1 protein-coding gene (only partly in view) is annotated in these 17359 nt (G+C 65.6%); it reads right to left on the bottom strand.

What is annotated here, in order from left to right:
• A protein-coding gene (locus NB3_RS10870) for a sigma-70 family RNA polymerase sigma factor (RefSeq protein WP_218020564.1) crosses the window boundary here: on the bottom strand, positions 1-17359 show its 5' portion. It extends 10169 nt beyond the left edge of the window; the window shows 17359 of its 27528 coding nt (coding positions 1-17359); it begins with the start codon at positions 17357-17359; the stop codon falls past the left edge of the window.

The following is a 17359-nucleotide window of genomic DNA, read 5'->3' as shown; positions in this document are numbered from 1 at the left end:
CGGTGGCGTCGGCAACAGGCAAACCCTGCAGGAAATGGCGCTCCAGATAATGCTCGTACTCGGGATTGCCGAGTCGCCTTATGGTGTGCTGCAGCCGTCTGAACTGGCTCTCTTCCCCACGAGCGGCCGCTTCCAAAGCTGCCTTGGCCGCGGCCTTGACCGCCACCAAGGCGTCGCCATCCGGTGAGGGCTTTCCCGCACCCTGGGCATCATCACCGGACTCGCGGGCGCCAGCTCTGGACGGGGGTCCGGCAGCTGGCTGTTCGGCCGGCTGCCGCTCGCCGTGGGCTTCCTCGAGCCAGCGATGCTGGTCGATGGCATCGTCATCGCGGCCAGAGGATTGCTGCGGAGGCTGGTCGCCTCGCCTGCTGTCGTCGGCAGGTGGTGTGGGTTGCTTCCCGCGAGCGAAACCACCACCGTCCGCGTGAGCTTGCGCGAGCCGCTCGATCCGTTCGTGTCTTGGTACCGGGCCGCCGCGGTCCCAGGGTGCGCCGCGGTCGTCGAACGGGTTCACCAGGTCGGGAACGCCCCCGATCAGACCTGTGGAACGGGCAGCGGCGGGTTCGCGGACTCCGGCCGCGCCGGCTTCCGGTTGCTCGGCCGGGGCGGACAGATCCACTCCCGCGGCCTGCGCCGCTTCCACGAGTTGGGCTGGGTTACCGGCACGCAGCTTGCGGTGGATATGTTGAGCATGGGTGGTGACCGTTGCGGCGCTGATGCTCAGTTCGGCCGCGATCTCGCTGATGTATTTGCCGGACACGAGCCTTCGAAGTATTTCGGTCTCGACGTCGGACAAGGCCACCGGGCGGGGTGCCGGCTCGTCCCGTGTTGTCGCGGCGTTCGGTGTTTCGGTCACTGCGTCCGTTGCTGTACCGCTCGAAAGCGCCGGGAGGCTCTCACTCGGTAGCGTCGACGCCTTCGTGGACTCCGGGGGAGTGGCGTCTGAGGCTGCCCGAGCAGGTGGTTCGTCCTCGATCGGGGTGGTCGGCCCGGGGTCCGGTTCCGCTCTGGCGGCCTGGTCGGGGCCGTGAACTGGGTCGCTTGTCCGAGGACGTGCGGGAGCGGTCTGTTCCGGAGACACCAGCTCGGCCACCACCTCGGTGTAGACGGGTTCCTCTGTGCTGCCTCCGGGATCGGCGACGGGTTGCGGTGCGGCGACTGTGGCGTCCGAATCCCTCTGGGGGAAACCGAAATCCGGATCACGGGAGAGTTCGGGAGTTTCGGGGGCGCGCGGAACTGTGATCGCGGTGAGCACCGTGCCGCCACTGACGCGGAAGCGCCCGGAGAACAGCGGCGAGGTGGACGCGTTCGGTTCGGCGATCGCTGGAAGCACTTCGAAGGAGCCCGATTCGGGGTGCGCGGGATCGGGGCTGAGGACGACCTCGATTTCTTGGTAGCCCAACTCGGCCTCCGTCAGGCCGAACTGCACTTCGATCGCGTTGTCCTTGGCGGAGGCCAGAACCTGAGTCCAGTGGATTCCTCGATGTGCGGATGCTAGGTTCCGCAGGTGCGAACGTTCTCGGTGTCCTGCGATGCGGAGGCTCGCGAAGCGGCTGACCGGCTCATGATCTTTGGCATCGAGACCGATGGCGCGGTACGTCTGGCCTGGGGCGGCTGCCGCGGCTGCATAGCTACCGGTACCGGCGGTACCACCCACCATGCCTGCCGGCCAGCGTGGCTGCCCGTTGGGCGCCAGCGGAATGGGCTCGCTTGGCAGCTCGAGATCACGCAACATTTGCTCGGCGGCCAGCCGCACCGTCAGCGCCGGGCTACGTTCGCTGCCGAGAATTTCTGAGGAGTGCACATCGGCGGGCAGCACCTGCCGGAGGAGGGCCTGACCTGCCGGTGTGGTGACGACGTCTGCCGTACCATCTTTTCGCGTACCCCGCACGAAGCCACCGCCGTCCGCGTGCGGCTCCGCGAATGGACGGTTTCCCGGGAGGGGGCCGCCGCGGTCCCAAGGCTTACCGCGATCATCGAAGGGGTTTGCGAGGTCGGGAACACCACCCATCAGCGTTGTGGGCCGGGCCGCGGCAGGCCCAGGTCTCCCGGCCACATCGCCGCTCGGCCCGGCCAGGCGGTCTGTGTCTGTGGGGGCCGAGGAAGGTTTTGCGCGGAAATCAGTGTCCGGATCGGTGAATACCGCTCGAAGTCTTTCTTTGGATTTCTCGGCCAGCCGCACGGCCTCTTCGCGTGAGATCGACAGAAGTGTGCTCACGTCCTCCAATGGGAGGCCTTCGATGAAGTGATGCAGGACGACGTCGCCGGCCAGTTCCGGCTCGCGCAGATCGGATAGAGCCGCTCGTATGGCCGTTTGCATCGCCTCAGGCAGCTCGGTCTCCGGGGAAGCCGGGGCGGGCGGGGTAGCGACATCGCGCTGACCTGCATCAGGCGCGTCGACGAGCGAAGCATTCAATGATGTGGTCTGCTGCGCGAGCAGCACTCGCGCCTCGGTGACTTCGGATGGCTTCAGGCCCAGGGCCTGTCCGATCTCGGCATTGTCGGGCCAAGCCCCGGTATCACCGAGCCGCCTGTTGAGGTACGAACCGACGGTGATGAGAAGTTTCCGCGTCGTGCCGTCGACGTTCGGATACCGGTGTTCGAAGTGGGCTCTCAGCATCGCGTAGCGGGCGGACGCCCAAGCAGCAGGGACGAACTCGCCAGGAGGGACGAAGTTTCGTGTGGCGACGAGAATCGCCTCGTAACCACGCTGAACGAGTTCTCGCCGGTGCTGTGCGGAGATCGCCCATGGAGTCGCCGCAGCATTCGCGATCCACGCATGCTGTTCGAAGATGCGGTTCCGCACCTCCTGCTCTTCCGGTGATCCCGGCCGCATTGCGATCATTTTCCAGAACAATCGTTCCACGGCCGTGTCATGCGCCTCTACGCCCGGGTGCGAGTAGAAGCGGCGCAACACCGTCACCAGCGTTTCGTTGGACAGGTCGAATGCGTCTCGAAGCTCACGAAGAAAAACGACGCCGGGTCTGTTCTTTCCTCGTTCGAAAGCGGAGATGAACTCCTTTTCTTTCCCGAAATGCGAGGCGAATTCTGTCTGAGTCATCCCGTGGTAGAGCCGAAATTCTTTCAGCCAGGCCTGCACCGATGCATAGTCGGTCGGAGCGGGAATCGTCTCTCCGGCTGGATCCATCTGTGAGCTGAATCCCCACGCATCGGCCATTTCCTTCCATGTGCCCGCCCGATGCAGCACACGTCGGTAGATCGCTACCATGGCGACTTCCGTGATGGTCTCGGTGATGCCTTCCTCATGCGAACCGATAGTTTGCCGGGAGATGTCGAATATACGGGCCGCGTCCGTCCGCTGCAGGTTGTTCACGCGACGGAAGTGCCGGAGATAATCGCCGAATGATTCGCCGACTCGCGGGCTCGGAAAGATCAGAGATTCCCTCGGCAGGTGTGAGAAATTCTCGGCCAATTCGTCATAGGTCACATCAGCGAACAGTTGCGCATCGTTGCCCAAGACATCGACGACCTCTTTCGGAGGCAGTGCCTTCCCGTCCTCCCAATTCCTGACCGTGCCTACCGGCCTGCTGATCAGATCGGCCAGTTGTGGTCTGGTCCATTCTTTGTGTTCGCGACGGACACGAATATATTCGCCGATGCCGGAATAGCCTTCTGGATATGCCGCCCTGCCCTGCTTCGTAAGCAGTTCGGGATAATGCCGCGCGATATCCCGGTATGTCTGCCGCGCACCCGGAATTCGGCGCAGCAGGGCCCGGACATGTACGACGTCCAATACTCTTTCGCCGCGCTCGGCTCCTTCCCATGTTCCTCGCGGCGCGTCGACCAGCTCGTCCATTCGCCGCGGCGTGACTCCCAGGTACTGGCGTGCAGCCGACAACCACGCGCTCGTGTCGCCTTCTTGCGGCTGCGGAAACTGTCCGATCGTCGCCGGTTCGCGACCGTCCGCATCGAGCCCCGCTCGGGCCAGCCAGCGCTGCACCTGCCCCATTTCCAAGTGGTGCATCGCGACATACTCGGCAAGTCCCTGCCGTGGCCCCGGCCTATCGGCCAGCCGGTTCCGGTACCACTCCAGAAACCGCTGCTCCTCCGGGGAGCTGGAGATCTCGGGTGCCGGCGGTACCTCCGCGCCATTTTCGGGTGCGTCCCACTCTCGGCCGTTGTCGGGGTTGTGGTGGAAGGCAAGTGTGGGATCGAGTCCCGGAAGTCCGCGCATGTGGCCGAATGGCCGGCGGTGCTGACGCGCTGGTGGCAGGTCGAGCGCCGCGCGTTCGTCGATGATGTCGTGGAAGTTCACTTCTGGGCCAGGAGCCGAACCGTCTGCTCGGTGGCCTCCGCCCGGCGTGGACGATCGGTCGGTTGATCCGACGCCTGATTGCCCGCTACTGAATGCTTCTCGAAGTCGTTCAGTGGCTTGCTCGACGATGCCCTGGACAACGTGCGGCGTGATTCGAAGCTGTGTGCTCAGCTCGTCGAGCGGCACTTCTTCGGTGAAGTGCAGCAGAACCAGTCGCTCGGCGAGCTCTGGGTCGGGCATGTCCGAGAGCGCTTCCCGCACTGTGGTCAGAAATCCCATGTCGGCGAATCGCGATTCCGGCTGCAGGGCGGCGTCCCGGTGGAGTGTCGCGTTCGCCGGGGCGGCCGGGTGATCCAAGGAAATCGCGCGATGCCCGAGCAGTGAACGCGCCTGCGAGACCTCCTGTGGGTTCAGGTCGAGTGCGCGGGCGATTTCGGTATTGCTCGGCGGGATCGCGGTTTCGCGATAGCGTGTTCTGATATAGCCATCCACACGGATGAGCAGGTTCCGCGTTTCTGTATCGACGTTCGGATACAGCCGCTCGTGGTAGGTGCGACGCATGGCATGGTGCGCTGACGACCACGCGGCTCGAACGAACGAGCCCGGTGGCATGTATCTGGTGGTGGTTCGCATTATCGCGAGAACGGCTTGCTGCGTCAGTTCATCGACTTGCTCACCGGGCAGTGAGCTGGACCAACGGCGTGCCACCGCACGTGCCACCCAGGAATATTTTTCGATGATATGGTTGCGAAGCCTTTTTTCCTCCTCGGAGCCGGGGTGGGTGGCGATGAGGTTCCAGAACAATTCGGAATCGTCGTCCGGGACGTTGTTTCCCGAGCGCGTGTAGAAATGGCGTAGCGCCGCCACCAGTGTCTCGTTCGAGAGGTCCAGCGCGTCCCGGAGTAGTCGCAGTTGAACTACGCTCGGTCTGATGAGCGCGTTTTCGACGTCGCCTACCCAGGTTTCCGATCGCCCGACAGCCGCACCCAGACTTTCCTGAGTGGAACGAGAGTGCAACCGAATCGCCTTGAACCACTCGTGCACCGAATCGTAGGCCAGCGGGTCCGGCGTCTTCTCCCCACCTGGGTCGATCCGGTAACCGTATCCCCATGCCTCGGCCAGATCATTCCAGTTGCCTGCTCGGTGCAGGACTTGGTCATAGGTCTTCAGCATGTCGATCTCATCGCGCGACTGTGACCCGTTCTCATGGTTGCGTATGGTCGGCCAAGAGAGCCCGAAAATGCGCGTGGCGTCGGATATCGTGAGATTGTTCAGCCGCCTGAAATGCCTTAGATACTCACCCAAGGAATCGGCGACTTTCGGATTCGGAAAGACCAATTCCTCCCGTGCCAGATACGTGAAGTTCTCCGCGAGCTCGTCGTATCGCGCACCGTGCGGAAAATGCCGCACCGCGGACAACGCCGACAGGGTACGGCTCGAAGGTTTTACCTTTCCGGATTCCCAGTGCTTGGCCGCGCCGTAACCCATGCCTACGAGATCGGCGAAGTGCGCTCGCGACAGCTGTAGGTGTTCGCGGTAGAACCGCATGTAGTCGGCTACGTCGCGATATCCCTCCGGATAGGCTGCCGTCCCGATCGTGGTGAGCAGGGTGGGATAGAGCCGGGCTACCGGATAGTAAGTGTCCCGAGCCCCGGGCACTCGGCGCAGCAATGACCGAAGATAGCTGATCTCCAGTTCTGTCCGCCCCTGCTCGCCCGCATGCCATGTCCCGGATGGTGCGCCCAGCAGTTCGTCCATCCGCTCAGGTGGCACCGCCAGATACCGGCGTACCTCTTTCAGCCAAGCCGCGGTGTCGCCGTCGCCCGGATGTGGGAACTGCCCGGCCGGCAGGTCACCGAGACGGCTCTCGACCAGGCCCGCGCGCGCAAGCCAGCGATCCACCTGTGTGGCTTCCAAGTGGTGCATCTCGGCATAGTCGGCGAGGCCCTGTCCCGGTAGTCCTGACTCGTCGGCGAGTCGCGTCCGGCACCACTCGACGAACCGCTGTTCTTCCGTGGACGTCGGAGAGGCCGATCGCGGGCCTTCGATGGCGGGGGCGGTGCCCTGGTCACCCTCCGTCCGTGTGCTCGGCGCCTGCTCGGAGCCGACGACTTCGGCTGGGGTGGCGGAGGCGGCGGCGAGTCCGTCGCGGACGCGGCGCTGATAGCTCAGGTAAGTCCGAAGGCGGCGGCCGAAGAGGCCGACGCGATCCTGCGGAATGCCCAGCGCTTCCGCGATCTCTTGGCTGCTCCGGCCCTCGGCGATGAGGTCGAGCATGTCGGCCTGGCGAGCGCTCAGTCCGGCATGAGGTGTTTCATCCACCTGCTCGGGTAGGTCGCCTTGGTCGTTCTGTTCGCCGCCGCGGGCCGACCCGCCGCCGGTGGCGTGTGGTTCCGCGATCCTTTCTATTCGTTTGTGCCTGGGGGCCTGGCCGCCGCGATCCCAGGGCGCACCGCGGTCGTCGAAGGGGTTGACCAGATCGGGAACGCCCCCGATCAAGCCGGTGGGCCGGGCCGCGACAGGACTGCTTTCACCGGCCGCGGAAGCGTCACGCTCAGAAGTATCGATTCCCGGTTTCCGCACCGCGTCGGTTTCGGACGACTCGATTCGTTGCCAGGGTGTCTTTCTATTGGAGGGAGGCGAATCCACCTGTGTGGAAGGCGGGGCGGGCGGTTTTCTGCTCCACGGCGTAGGCGCGCGGTTCGTAGGAGGCTGCCCTGGCTGTTTTTCGCCTCTCGGCTTGTCGAACGCTCCGGCTTCCGGGTCGACTTCGTCGCGCGGATACCCCTGGACCGGCTCGGACGTCGTGGCTTGCCTCCAGGGCGTGGCGCCTGGCGAATCCGATCGCTGGTCCCTGGCGACACCAGTTACGGAAATGGCGGTATCACTCTCGGCCGCCGACGAGTTGCCGGAGTAAGCGGAGGCCATCGACCAGGGGATGCCCGCTTCGGCAAGGGCTGCCTGTAGTCGCTCGTCCGGCGGCTCTCGATGGAAGACCACATGGTCGATGTCGGCGATCGTGACACCGCCGTGGATCTGGGCTTCGATGTAACTGTTGCGAAGGAACCTTTCCCCGGCGTAGTCGCGTTCGATGCCTTCGAGCCCGAAATAGGCGAGTTCGCCATGCTGGCTCGGCGTAGCAGCGAATGATTCGGGTCGTGGATCGGTGACGCTGCTCGGGATGGCTAGTACCCCCCAGGTATCGCCGACGCTCGCCGTAGTCCTCGACGCGACGGTGGACTTCAGCACGACGTCCACGCCGCCGTGCTCGTTTGCCATCTCGCCTTCCCGCTCCCACGAGCCACGGGTCGTGCGGACGCGTGCGTACACCGGCCGCGATTCCGCCGCGAGATCGAGCGCGTATCCGAACAGTTCCCGTTCGAACTCCGCCCTGCGTTCCGATTGTATTCGGGTGATCAGGCTTCGGCCCACCATCTCGAAGACGGTCTTGAATCGCCGGCTATCGATGACCTTCAGCAGCGTCATGGCTCTGACACGAATGACGATCTCGCCACTGAACGCCCGCCGCAGCTCCTCTGTCATCTGCGTGCGGAGCTGATCCGGCGTCATGCCCAACTCCGCCGCCAACGCCGCTGCCCTGCGCTCATTGCCGACGTAACGCTCGGCGTAAGCACGCTCTCCGTCATCGGGGATGAGCCGTTGCGCCTCGGCTCGCAGGTCCCCAGCCTGCGGATCGCCGGCTTGCTCGGCATCGAGAATCCGGTGAAAGAGATCCACCGCTTCGCCGCTCGGCCGGCGAAACTCCGGCACTCGACTGTCGGCAGTCGGCTGATTGTTCGTGTCGGGTGTGCTTTCGGGCTGCTCGACTGCGTTCGGTGCTGCGGTCTTGTCGCCGTCAGGATGTGAGTCACCGGTTGGTTCCTCGGGTTCGTCCATTCCCGAGAGCTGGCCGGTGACGGGATTCTTGTAATTGACTACGCCCCACTCGAGTCCGTCCGGACCGATCACGCCGGTCAACGTCCGGTGACGCTTGCGGGCGGGACGCCCGGGTGCGAACGGATCGACGTCCTGGAAGGACACCACCGGGCCCGGAGAGGGACTGCCGCCTCCTGGTCGCCTCTGCCCGGGCGCGCTCGGGCCGGTCGCCGGGGCGACGCCTGGGCCGGGGCTGGGATTCGGAGGCGGTATCAGCACGCCCTTCTCGTCGAACAGGGCGACCCAGGCTTCGCGGATGACCGAGCTATATCGGGCTGCGTCCATTTCGCGGTCGATCGCCGTCAACCTGGCCAGGCTGGGCCGGATCTCGATGACAGGGCCGCCGCTGTCTTTGGTCAGTACCAGCACCGCATCGCTGTTGCCGACCAACTGCAACCGCACGATCGCGGTCGCCCTGCCGGGCATCTGGTCGACGAGGTCGAAAGCGTCCGCCAAAGAGGTGAGCTGATGCAGGTTGGCCTCACCGATCGCCCGCGCGATGTCTCGCCGGGAAAGGGTGTTCTCCTTCTCCCGAACCCCAGGGGGAATGGTGATGACTCGGCGTCCGTAGCGGTCGTTGACCACCTGGAACGCCAGACGTGCCTCGTCCGGCTCGATTCCTCCGTCGGGCCGCTCCTGAAACGGTGTCCCGCGTAGAGCGGCTGGACCGGTGTGCCTCGGGGCCAGCGCCCATCCGACGCGCTCGACTTCGGCGCGCAAATCATAGATGCGGCGGTTGAGGTCGGCCGCAGTGCCGGGGGAGAGGTCCGATACGGTGACCTGCCGCTCCATTCCGAGCACAGCCAGTTCGAGGGAGAGCCAACGGTGGGCGAGTGCGTCGCGCCGGGCTACGTCCTCGGCCAACCGCTCGTGCTCGGGTGTGCCTGGCTGGAGTCGCCGGAGCTGGACATACGCGGCCAGACGTTCCCGCGGTATGTCGGTTTGCGGTGGACCGTCCTGCGCCGCGAACTCGGCCGGTGAGTCGTTCTCCCGGTCGGCGGCGGGTGTCCGGGCGGGATTCGCGGAACTTTCCACCGTCGAGCCGCGACGCCCGGCGTCCACATCGCTTCGCTCGTGTGGACCCAATGCCGCTCGAACCTGCCTGACGCGGGCGTCGGCTGTTCGATAGCGGTCCACGGCTTCAGTTGCCATTCGGATTTGGGTAGGAAGATCCGGATAGATCTGCCGGTTCGCAGCGTTCTTCGCGTCCAGCGACGCTGCCAGCCACTCCTTGGCGGCGTTGAAGTGGTGTACCAGCAGCGTGAGGCGTTCCTGGGGGGTCGTCGTATTGGTCTGCCGCATCGCGGCCACCAATTCGTCGAGGTGGCCGAGCATGTCGCGCAGCTTTCGATTATCTGCGCTGTCGGCGTCGGTCTCCACGGCGGCATCGAACTCGGCCGCGATGCCTTCGCGTACCAACTGGAGCAAGTCCGAGTCGACAGTGGACAGCAGGCCGAAATACCCGCGCTGCGGCTCGGCAGCTGTCGACGCCTCGCGCAACGCGGCGACGACCTGCTCGACTCGAGTATCGGCCGCTCGATAGCGGTCCGCCGCCTCCGCCGCGAGCCGCGTCCGGCTATTGATGTCGAAGTGCACCTGTCCGGTGGTGGCATGCTCGGCGGTCTGCAACGCCGTCATCCATTCCGCGGCGGCGTGGAAATGGTGAACGAGTAGACGGAACCTGTCCGGTGCGACGTTCACCTCTGTTCGCCCGAGTACCGCACGTAACTCGTCGAGGTGGCCGAGCATGTCGTCCAGTCGCCGGAAGCGCGCGACGTCAGCGGGTTCCGCGGCCACGCCTGTATCGAGGATGGCGGCGTCACGTTCGGCCGCGACGCCTTCGCGAATGGAGTCCAGGAGTCCGGGATCGACGGATGCCAGCAACTGCTGGATCAAAGCCTCGCCCCCGGTAGGCGCGGCTTCTTCAGAGGTCCGGCGCACAGGCGGCTCATCGCTCCTTGCGGCCATGGCTCGAAGTTCGCTCAGGAGTCGGCCGACTGCCTCGGTAAATGCCGGGTCGCCTTCGAGATGGGCAACGGTGCGACCACGGATCAGGATCGCTCCCTCGTAGTGCTGTAGTTGCCGGCGCAGATCGGCGATCTGCTGATGCAGCGACCGCATCGTCTCGGCGGCATCGCCCGCGGCCTGCGAATCGGGCAGGCGGGCCGCCGTCGCCGCGAACGCTTCGGCTGCTCGGTGCAGGAGTTGAAAAGCCTGTGACGCGTCCCGGCTGCGGGTCAGATGATGCTTCGCCACCGTGGTCAGGTCGGCCAAGTAGGCTGCCGCCGCAGCGGCGAAGGCTTGATTTCCGCCGGCTTGCGCGTCCGCGAAAGCCGTTGCCTCCGACGGCAGGAGCCGGAGCGCGTTCAGTACATCTGAGTCGTAGCCGGTTTCCAATCGCTCGAGCAGATAGCCGTCGATGTGCTCCGCCCAGTCCGTGCCGGAATTCTGCCGCAAAGTCTCGAAATGATGGGTAAGCCCGGATATCTGGGCGATCGCGGCGGCGAGCGGACCGCTGTGCGCGACGTCGGGGCGGACGTCCGGGGGTAACGAGCTTTCTTCGGACCACGGTACGGCGGCCAAAGCGCGCTCCATGTAGTGCGCCATACGCCCCACATGTTGCGGCACGCTGTGCAGGAAGTTCACTTCGTCGCCAGGGTTCGCCCATAGCGTCTGCGTATCGTTCGGAACGTTCGCGGCCAGTGCGCCGGCGACGTTGAACACGTCACTCGACGCGGCATACAGTTGTCCGGCTTCCGCAAGCCGAGGCGCCAGGTTTCGTGCGATCTCGAACAGCGTCCGGTAATCCCGGATCGGTCCGGGGTGAGTGTCTTCCAGGAATCGGTGCAACTGCTCCCATACGAGCGCGTTCAATGCTCGTGCCGTGCCGATCATCTCCGCCGCCGATGGCGGCTCGCCGCTCTCGAAGGCCGCGAGATGAGCCTTTGCTCTGCCATGCGTATCGTCGAGCAGGGCTTGCGCGTCCTCGACGTACAGCATGGTCGCCCAGCTCCGGAGCTCTGGGTAGGAAGTGCTCAGGAGATCCGGTGTAGCGGCAGATGGTGAGAGATCCGAGTGGGCGATGCCGTCGCTCGTGTCGGCCGGTGGTCGGCCCTCCGCGGCGGGCAGGGTAGTCGGTACCGCCTCATAGGGTCGGCCCAGCGGGTCGTTCTCGTCGTGATGGAAGACTCGGGGATCGGGTCCGCTCAGGCGCCCGAACCGTCGGTTCCTGGCGGGGCGACCGAACGGATCGACGTCCTGGAAGGAGACCGTCGGGCCTGGGTTCTGTCCACCGCCACCGGACCGTTCGGGTCGATCCGGAATGTCGGAGCGGGGGGTGTTCTCGTCGTCGTCCGCGTCCTGCTCGGCTTCGGCTCGGTCGGCGGACGGGGGGAGTGCCGTCCGCAGCCTTTCCATGGCAGTCGCCATGAGTTGCTGAGCCTTGGTCAGTGGAATGTGCAGAGTTTCACTCACCTCGGCGAGCGATAATTCCGCGTCATCGATGAACTGTAGCCTCAGTATTTCCTGTGCCAGATCTCCTTCGGGGAGTTCGGCGAGAGAATTCCACGCGTCCGTCAATCTCGCGTCGGAGAAGGAGGACTCAGCTGGTTCCGGGTCGGTGTCCGGTCCAGGTTCCTGCGCGGGGGCCGCGATATCGTATCGATCATTCTTCGAATCCGTTCCAACCGGAGCGTCCAGTTGTGTCGGTCGCCCCGCCAGTGCTCGTACTCTCGTGACCTCGGCCGTATCTATTCCCAATGCTTCCGCCACCTCGAAATCATCGGGGTATTCCGCGTCTGCACGGTACTGTTCGTCCCGGTATTTGTCTATCCTGGCTCGCAACTCGCGTGTATCCCTATCGATGATGCCGGGATATCGGTATTCATAGAGTGCTTTCAGCATCGCGTAGCGCGCATGGGAGGCGGCGAACGAAGCGAAATTACCGGTGGGCGGAACGAAATTCGTCATAGCGTGCAGAATGGCGAGGTGGGCGATCTGAACCAGATCTCCGCGCTGCTGGTCCGGAATGCGCCAGTAACGTGTCGCTGTCGGTGCGACCCAGGCGTAGCGCTCCATGATCCGATTCCGGACCGACTCCTCTTCCGCCGAGCCGACCGGGGTGGCTATCAGCTCCCAGAACAGGGATTCGTCGGTTTCGTCGATCGGCTCGGCGTCGTCGCGAGCGTAGAAGAGCCGCAGAGCCGCGACCAGCGTGTCGTTCGGCATCCCCAACGTGTCACGGAGTTGTCGAAGGAACCGCAGACCCGGCTTTTTGCTGCTCTCCGCGTAGACGAGACCTCGCCTGCTCCTGCCGACCCGCTCCGCGAACTGTTCCAAGGTCATGCGCTGATGCAGTCGCAGCGCCTTGATCCACTCGTGCACCGTCCGGTAGTCGGCCGATACGGGGAAGGTCTCACCCGTGGGATTCATGCGGTAGCCGTATCCCCACGCTTCGGCTAGATCGTTCCACGGGCCCGCGCGATGCAGCACGCGGTCGTAGGCGGCGAGCATTTCGAGCTCTTCGGAGCGCGCCGTCTCGCCGGACTCGTGCGATCGGATCGTTTCCGCCGAGTATCCGAGAACGCGCGCCGCGTCCGCGGGCTGGAAGTTGTTCAGGCGCCGGAAGATCTTCAGGTATTCGCCAAACGACCTGGCGACACCTGGGTTCGGGAATATCGGTACTTCTCTGGGCAGGTGCGCGAAGGTCTCGGTGATCTCGTCCACGGTGACGCCATGCGTGAATCTCAGCTTCTCCAGCATGGCGGTGACCATTTTCTTCCCGGGCGATCGTGTTCCGCGCTCCCAGACTTCGATGGTGCTCTTGGATTTTCCGAGCAGATCAGCCAGTTGTGCTTGCGTCAAACCGTTCGACTCGCGAAGGAATCGAACATATTCGCCGATCCGTGCATAACCTTCCGGATATATCTTCTTTCCCCAACGCGACAGGAGACCCGGATACTGCGCGGCCAGAGCCGGGTAGATGGTGTACCCGTCGGGTAGTAGCCTGCGCAGCAACGCCCGGACCTGGGCTGTTTCCAGCTCTGTTTCGCCCAGCTCGGCCGCCTGCCACGTGCCCGGTGTCGCGCTTACGAGTTCATCGAGTTCTCCCGGCGACAGACCCGAATACCGGCGAACCGCGGACAGCCATGCTGTGGCGTCGGCACCCTCCGGCCGTGGGGTCGGTGGTACCTGCGCCGGCACATCGCTGCTCGCCGGACGTTCGGCATCGTCGGTAGTGCCCCTCTCCACCTCCCGTGCGGGCACATTCTCGCTCGCCTCGTCCGATGGCGCCGAGTCCTGCGGCTCGAACGCCTGCCGACGTTGCTCGAGTGCGGTGATGATCGCGTCGACGAATTCGTCGAGTGGCAGCATCCGGTCGTTGCGCGCGGTCAGGTCCAGCTGACTCAGTCCACTGCGGAAGTCCTGGTCCCAGAAAGGGTAGATCTCGAGTTCGACCACAGCGTCGCCGGAACGGTACACAGTGGGCTCGGCCATGACATCGCGCAGCGACGCGTGCAGCCGCCCGCGGTTGATTCGCGCCCGATGGCGCAATCCGCGGTCGATATCGTCCTGTGCGACGTCCGCCGGGGCACCGAGATGGTTGAGCGGAGCGAGGGCTCTGGCGATCTTCGGGATATCGCGATACCGCACCGCGATGGCCAGCTGCCCCGGAACGTTCAAGCGCAGGTGCCGGACCGGTTCTATGGCATCGGCAAGCCATTGCGGCAGCTCAGGTGCTTCCCGCACTTCGAAACTGGAATCCCCGACCGTGACGTGCAGCAGGCGTTCACCAGGGTCACCGCTTTCCTCCAGAGTTACCCGGACAGAACCGTCATCGCTGTTTTCGAGTGTGGTCGTCACCCGTTCAGCCAGTTCCAGTCCCGCGTCATCGATCTTGTCGGCAGGCCAGTCGAACATGTGGTCGCTGAGCTGATCCCAGGCTTGTGAGCCCGCACGCATTCGCGCCGCCTCGTCGCTCGGGTCAGGCCCTTGCGCACGCACCACGAACGCGATCGCGGTGTGCTGGTCGTTCTGCGTGAGAGCGGCTTCCGGGATATTGGTCAGCCGCTCGGCTTCGGGAATGTCGGGTCCCGACCGGGCGTGGTAATCCGCGAGCACTGCTTCCGCGGCTTGCCGTATGGCAGTACCGGCCTGCTCATCGTCGAGGGGAGTGTCGATCGGAACCGGCTCGCCGCCAGGGGTCGCTACGTCGGCTTCATCGGTCTGCTGCGTGTGGTCGCCGTCCGGCGGGACAGGATTGCGCTTCGGAGCAGGTTCTGTGCTCGGGGCGCTCGGGTGCCCGCTGCCAGGGGAGTTCGGCTCGCCGGCGTCCGGGTCGTCACCGCGCGGTCCATGTAGCTCGAACCAGGTCGATTTGCCGTTCTCGTGCACGGTGGCCCCGTGGGCATCCGACAGCATGGCGACGAACTCGCCGCCGCGCCCGCGCTCGGCGTCCGAGTCCGGCATGCCGGTGCGCTCCGGGACGAAATCGCTGTCGTCGGTGACCGTGAATCGGGTTCTGCGGGTGTCGCCGGTATCGGTCGCCGTGGCGATGACCGCGACCTTGCCCTGCGTCCACCGCAGCGAATTCGCCACCATCTCGGAAAGCAGCAGTTCCGCGGTGTCGATCTGCTCTTCGCTGAGCCAGGGCAGCTTCTGCGGCAGCGATCGCACCCATCGCCGGGTTCCGGCGGCGCCGCGGACCCGCTCACCTTCCTCACCGATCGTGCCGCTCGCTTCGTTGTTCTCGCGTACGACGAACTCTTCGCGGACCAGTGGCGCTGATGGCTGGGTCCGCTTGCGAGGCTTCGGCCCTGGGGCCGGTTTCGGCGTCGGAACCGGTGGCTCTGGCGTCGGCTGCGGTGGGGGCGGTGGGGGTGGGGATGGTTGTTGTTTGCGGGCGCGCTTGCGCCGTTCCGGCTCCTGTGGATCGGCGCCCATTCGGGTGATCAGCCGCTTGGGCTCCGTCTTCTTCGGTGCCGGGGCTGGCAGCAGGGGTGGGACGCCGCCGACGGCTGGAAGGCGGCTCGGGTCATCGCTGTATTCGAGGGCGTGCGGATTCAGTTGGGGGGCCGCGGGCTTTTGTGGAGCGCCGGGGGTGTCGGGACTTGGTTCGGTCGCGTACCTGCTCGGCATCGTGAGCGAGTCGGGCGTCTTTCCCAGTCCGGCGTCCAAGCCGGTTTCCGGTGCGGCGAGATGGCGGTCCGACAGGGGATTGGTGATGTCCGGAGCGCGCGAAGAGGTGGGGCCAGAGGTGTTCTCGGGGTCGTCGGGGTTCTGGAAGGCGCGGCCCAAGTCGACGGAGTCGTTGGGCAGGGGGGTGAGAGCGGGTGTGCGCGGTATGACCGGTATGGCGTCGGCGGGCGGTTCGTCCTCCAGCGGGTAGGAGACGCCGGGGATGACTACGTAATCCCCGGATGGCTTCTTTTGGACACTGTGTTCCCGGGGGTCTTGTTGGACGCTGTGTTCCCGGGGGTCCTTTTGAATGTTGTGTTCCCGCGGGTCGTCCACGACGGTGCCCGGTGGTGTGGGGAACTCCTCCGGATCGGCGGCGGGTTCGTCGTCGGCACCCGGCTGCACGGCTGCGGCGGTGGGGGTCGTCGGCGATGCGGAAGTCGGGGTCACGGCCGAGGTCGGCGTATTCGTGTGGGCGGCGGGACCGTGGGCGTCAGGTGCGGCGCCCGCCAGCGGTGCCGTGTTCGGGCCGGTGCTTCGCGAGCCGCTCGGCGGTGTGTGGCTCAGCGGTGGCCTCGGTTCGCCAGTGGGCGACGCGCCGCTCGTAGCCGCCGGGACGGCCGCTTCCGGTGCGTTCGATGGGGCGACGGGGTTCCGTGGTCCCGGCGTGGTGGAAGCGTGCCCTGCCGGTGCGTGGCCGGTGTGTGAGCTCGGAGAACTTGGCTGCGCAACGGGGTTCGGTAGCTCCGGTGTGGTCGAAAGGTGTCCTGCCGCTGTGGAGCCGGCCATCGGGCTCGGAGAACTCGCCTGCGGGAGGGCGTCGGGCGCGTTGGTCCCGGCATCCGGAATCGATTGCGCATGCCCCGCGACGGCGTCGTCCGTTCCGGTGTCCACCGCTCGAGTGGGCGATTCCATCGACGGCGCGGTGGTATCCGCACTCACCGGCGGGGTGTTCTGCGCCAGTTCCGCTTCCAGCCTGGCGATCTCCGCGTCGAAATCGATGTGGAGCAGCGGTTGCCCGTCCTGGGTGGTCCCATCGAGCATGTCACCGGCCGGTCGCGGTCCCGCCATGTCCTGGGAGGCGTTGCCCGCCGTCTGCTCCGGCGCGAGCAAGTACATCTCTCCGGCAGGGCCGTGTTCGACCAGGAACGGACTCGTGTAAGAACTGCTGCCGTCGTCGAAAAGGACTTCGGTGCCGAGCGCGGGAGTGTCCGGTTGGGTGAGGGTCCCATCGGTGATCAGATCGACTCCCCGCTGGTCCGGACGTACCTGTGGATCGCTGATCTGGAACTGACGGCTCGGCATCGGCGTGACCGGACCGCCTTCGGGATGGGCGGCCACGGCGACCGGAGTGCGCGCGATCGCGGTGTCCCGCCACGCGGGCGGTGCGCCGCCGTGTCCGGAGGACGACGGCGAAGAGGGCGACGACCCTCCCGAGGGGTGGTCGGGTGCGCTCCCGAACGGCGTCCCGCCGTTGCGGTCCGGCAAGTGGCCGGGGTCCTCGCCCGCCATGATCCGGGCGATGGCGTCGTCGACCATATGGCGGACGATTTCGTCGCCCTCGGCCATCATCTCCGGCGACAGATCGTCGGGCGGATCCATCGATCCATCGCCGGAGTCGGGACGCCGCGCCGCAGGCGCGTCCACTTCGCTGGTGGCGGACGTGGGCTCCGGTGCCGCCGTCCGGAGCTGCGGCGGCCTGCCATCCCCTGGCGCGGAAATCCTGGCCGGCGGCGCGGCGTCGGGAGGCGGATTCGAACCGGTGGAGGCCACCGGTTCGGTCAGGTTCGCGTTCGCGCCCAATCGTCCGGCTCGCACGGACGCACCGACCGACCCGACCAGGCCCGAACCGAACCCGGTCCACACCATGGTCGCCAAATCCTTGCCGCGCAGTTCACCCCCGGTGAGACCCCACGCGGTCAGCCCACCCGCCAGGCCACCGGCTACACCGCCGACGCCGCCCGCCGCCAC

It is taken from the genome of Nocardia beijingensis NBRC 16342 (assembly GCF_001612785.1).
GTDB lineage: Bacteria > Actinomycetota > Actinomycetes > Mycobacteriales > Mycobacteriaceae > Nocardia > Nocardia beijingensis.
Note: the sequence above shows the minus strand (reverse complement) of the source record. Positions and strands in the feature narration are given on the sequence as shown.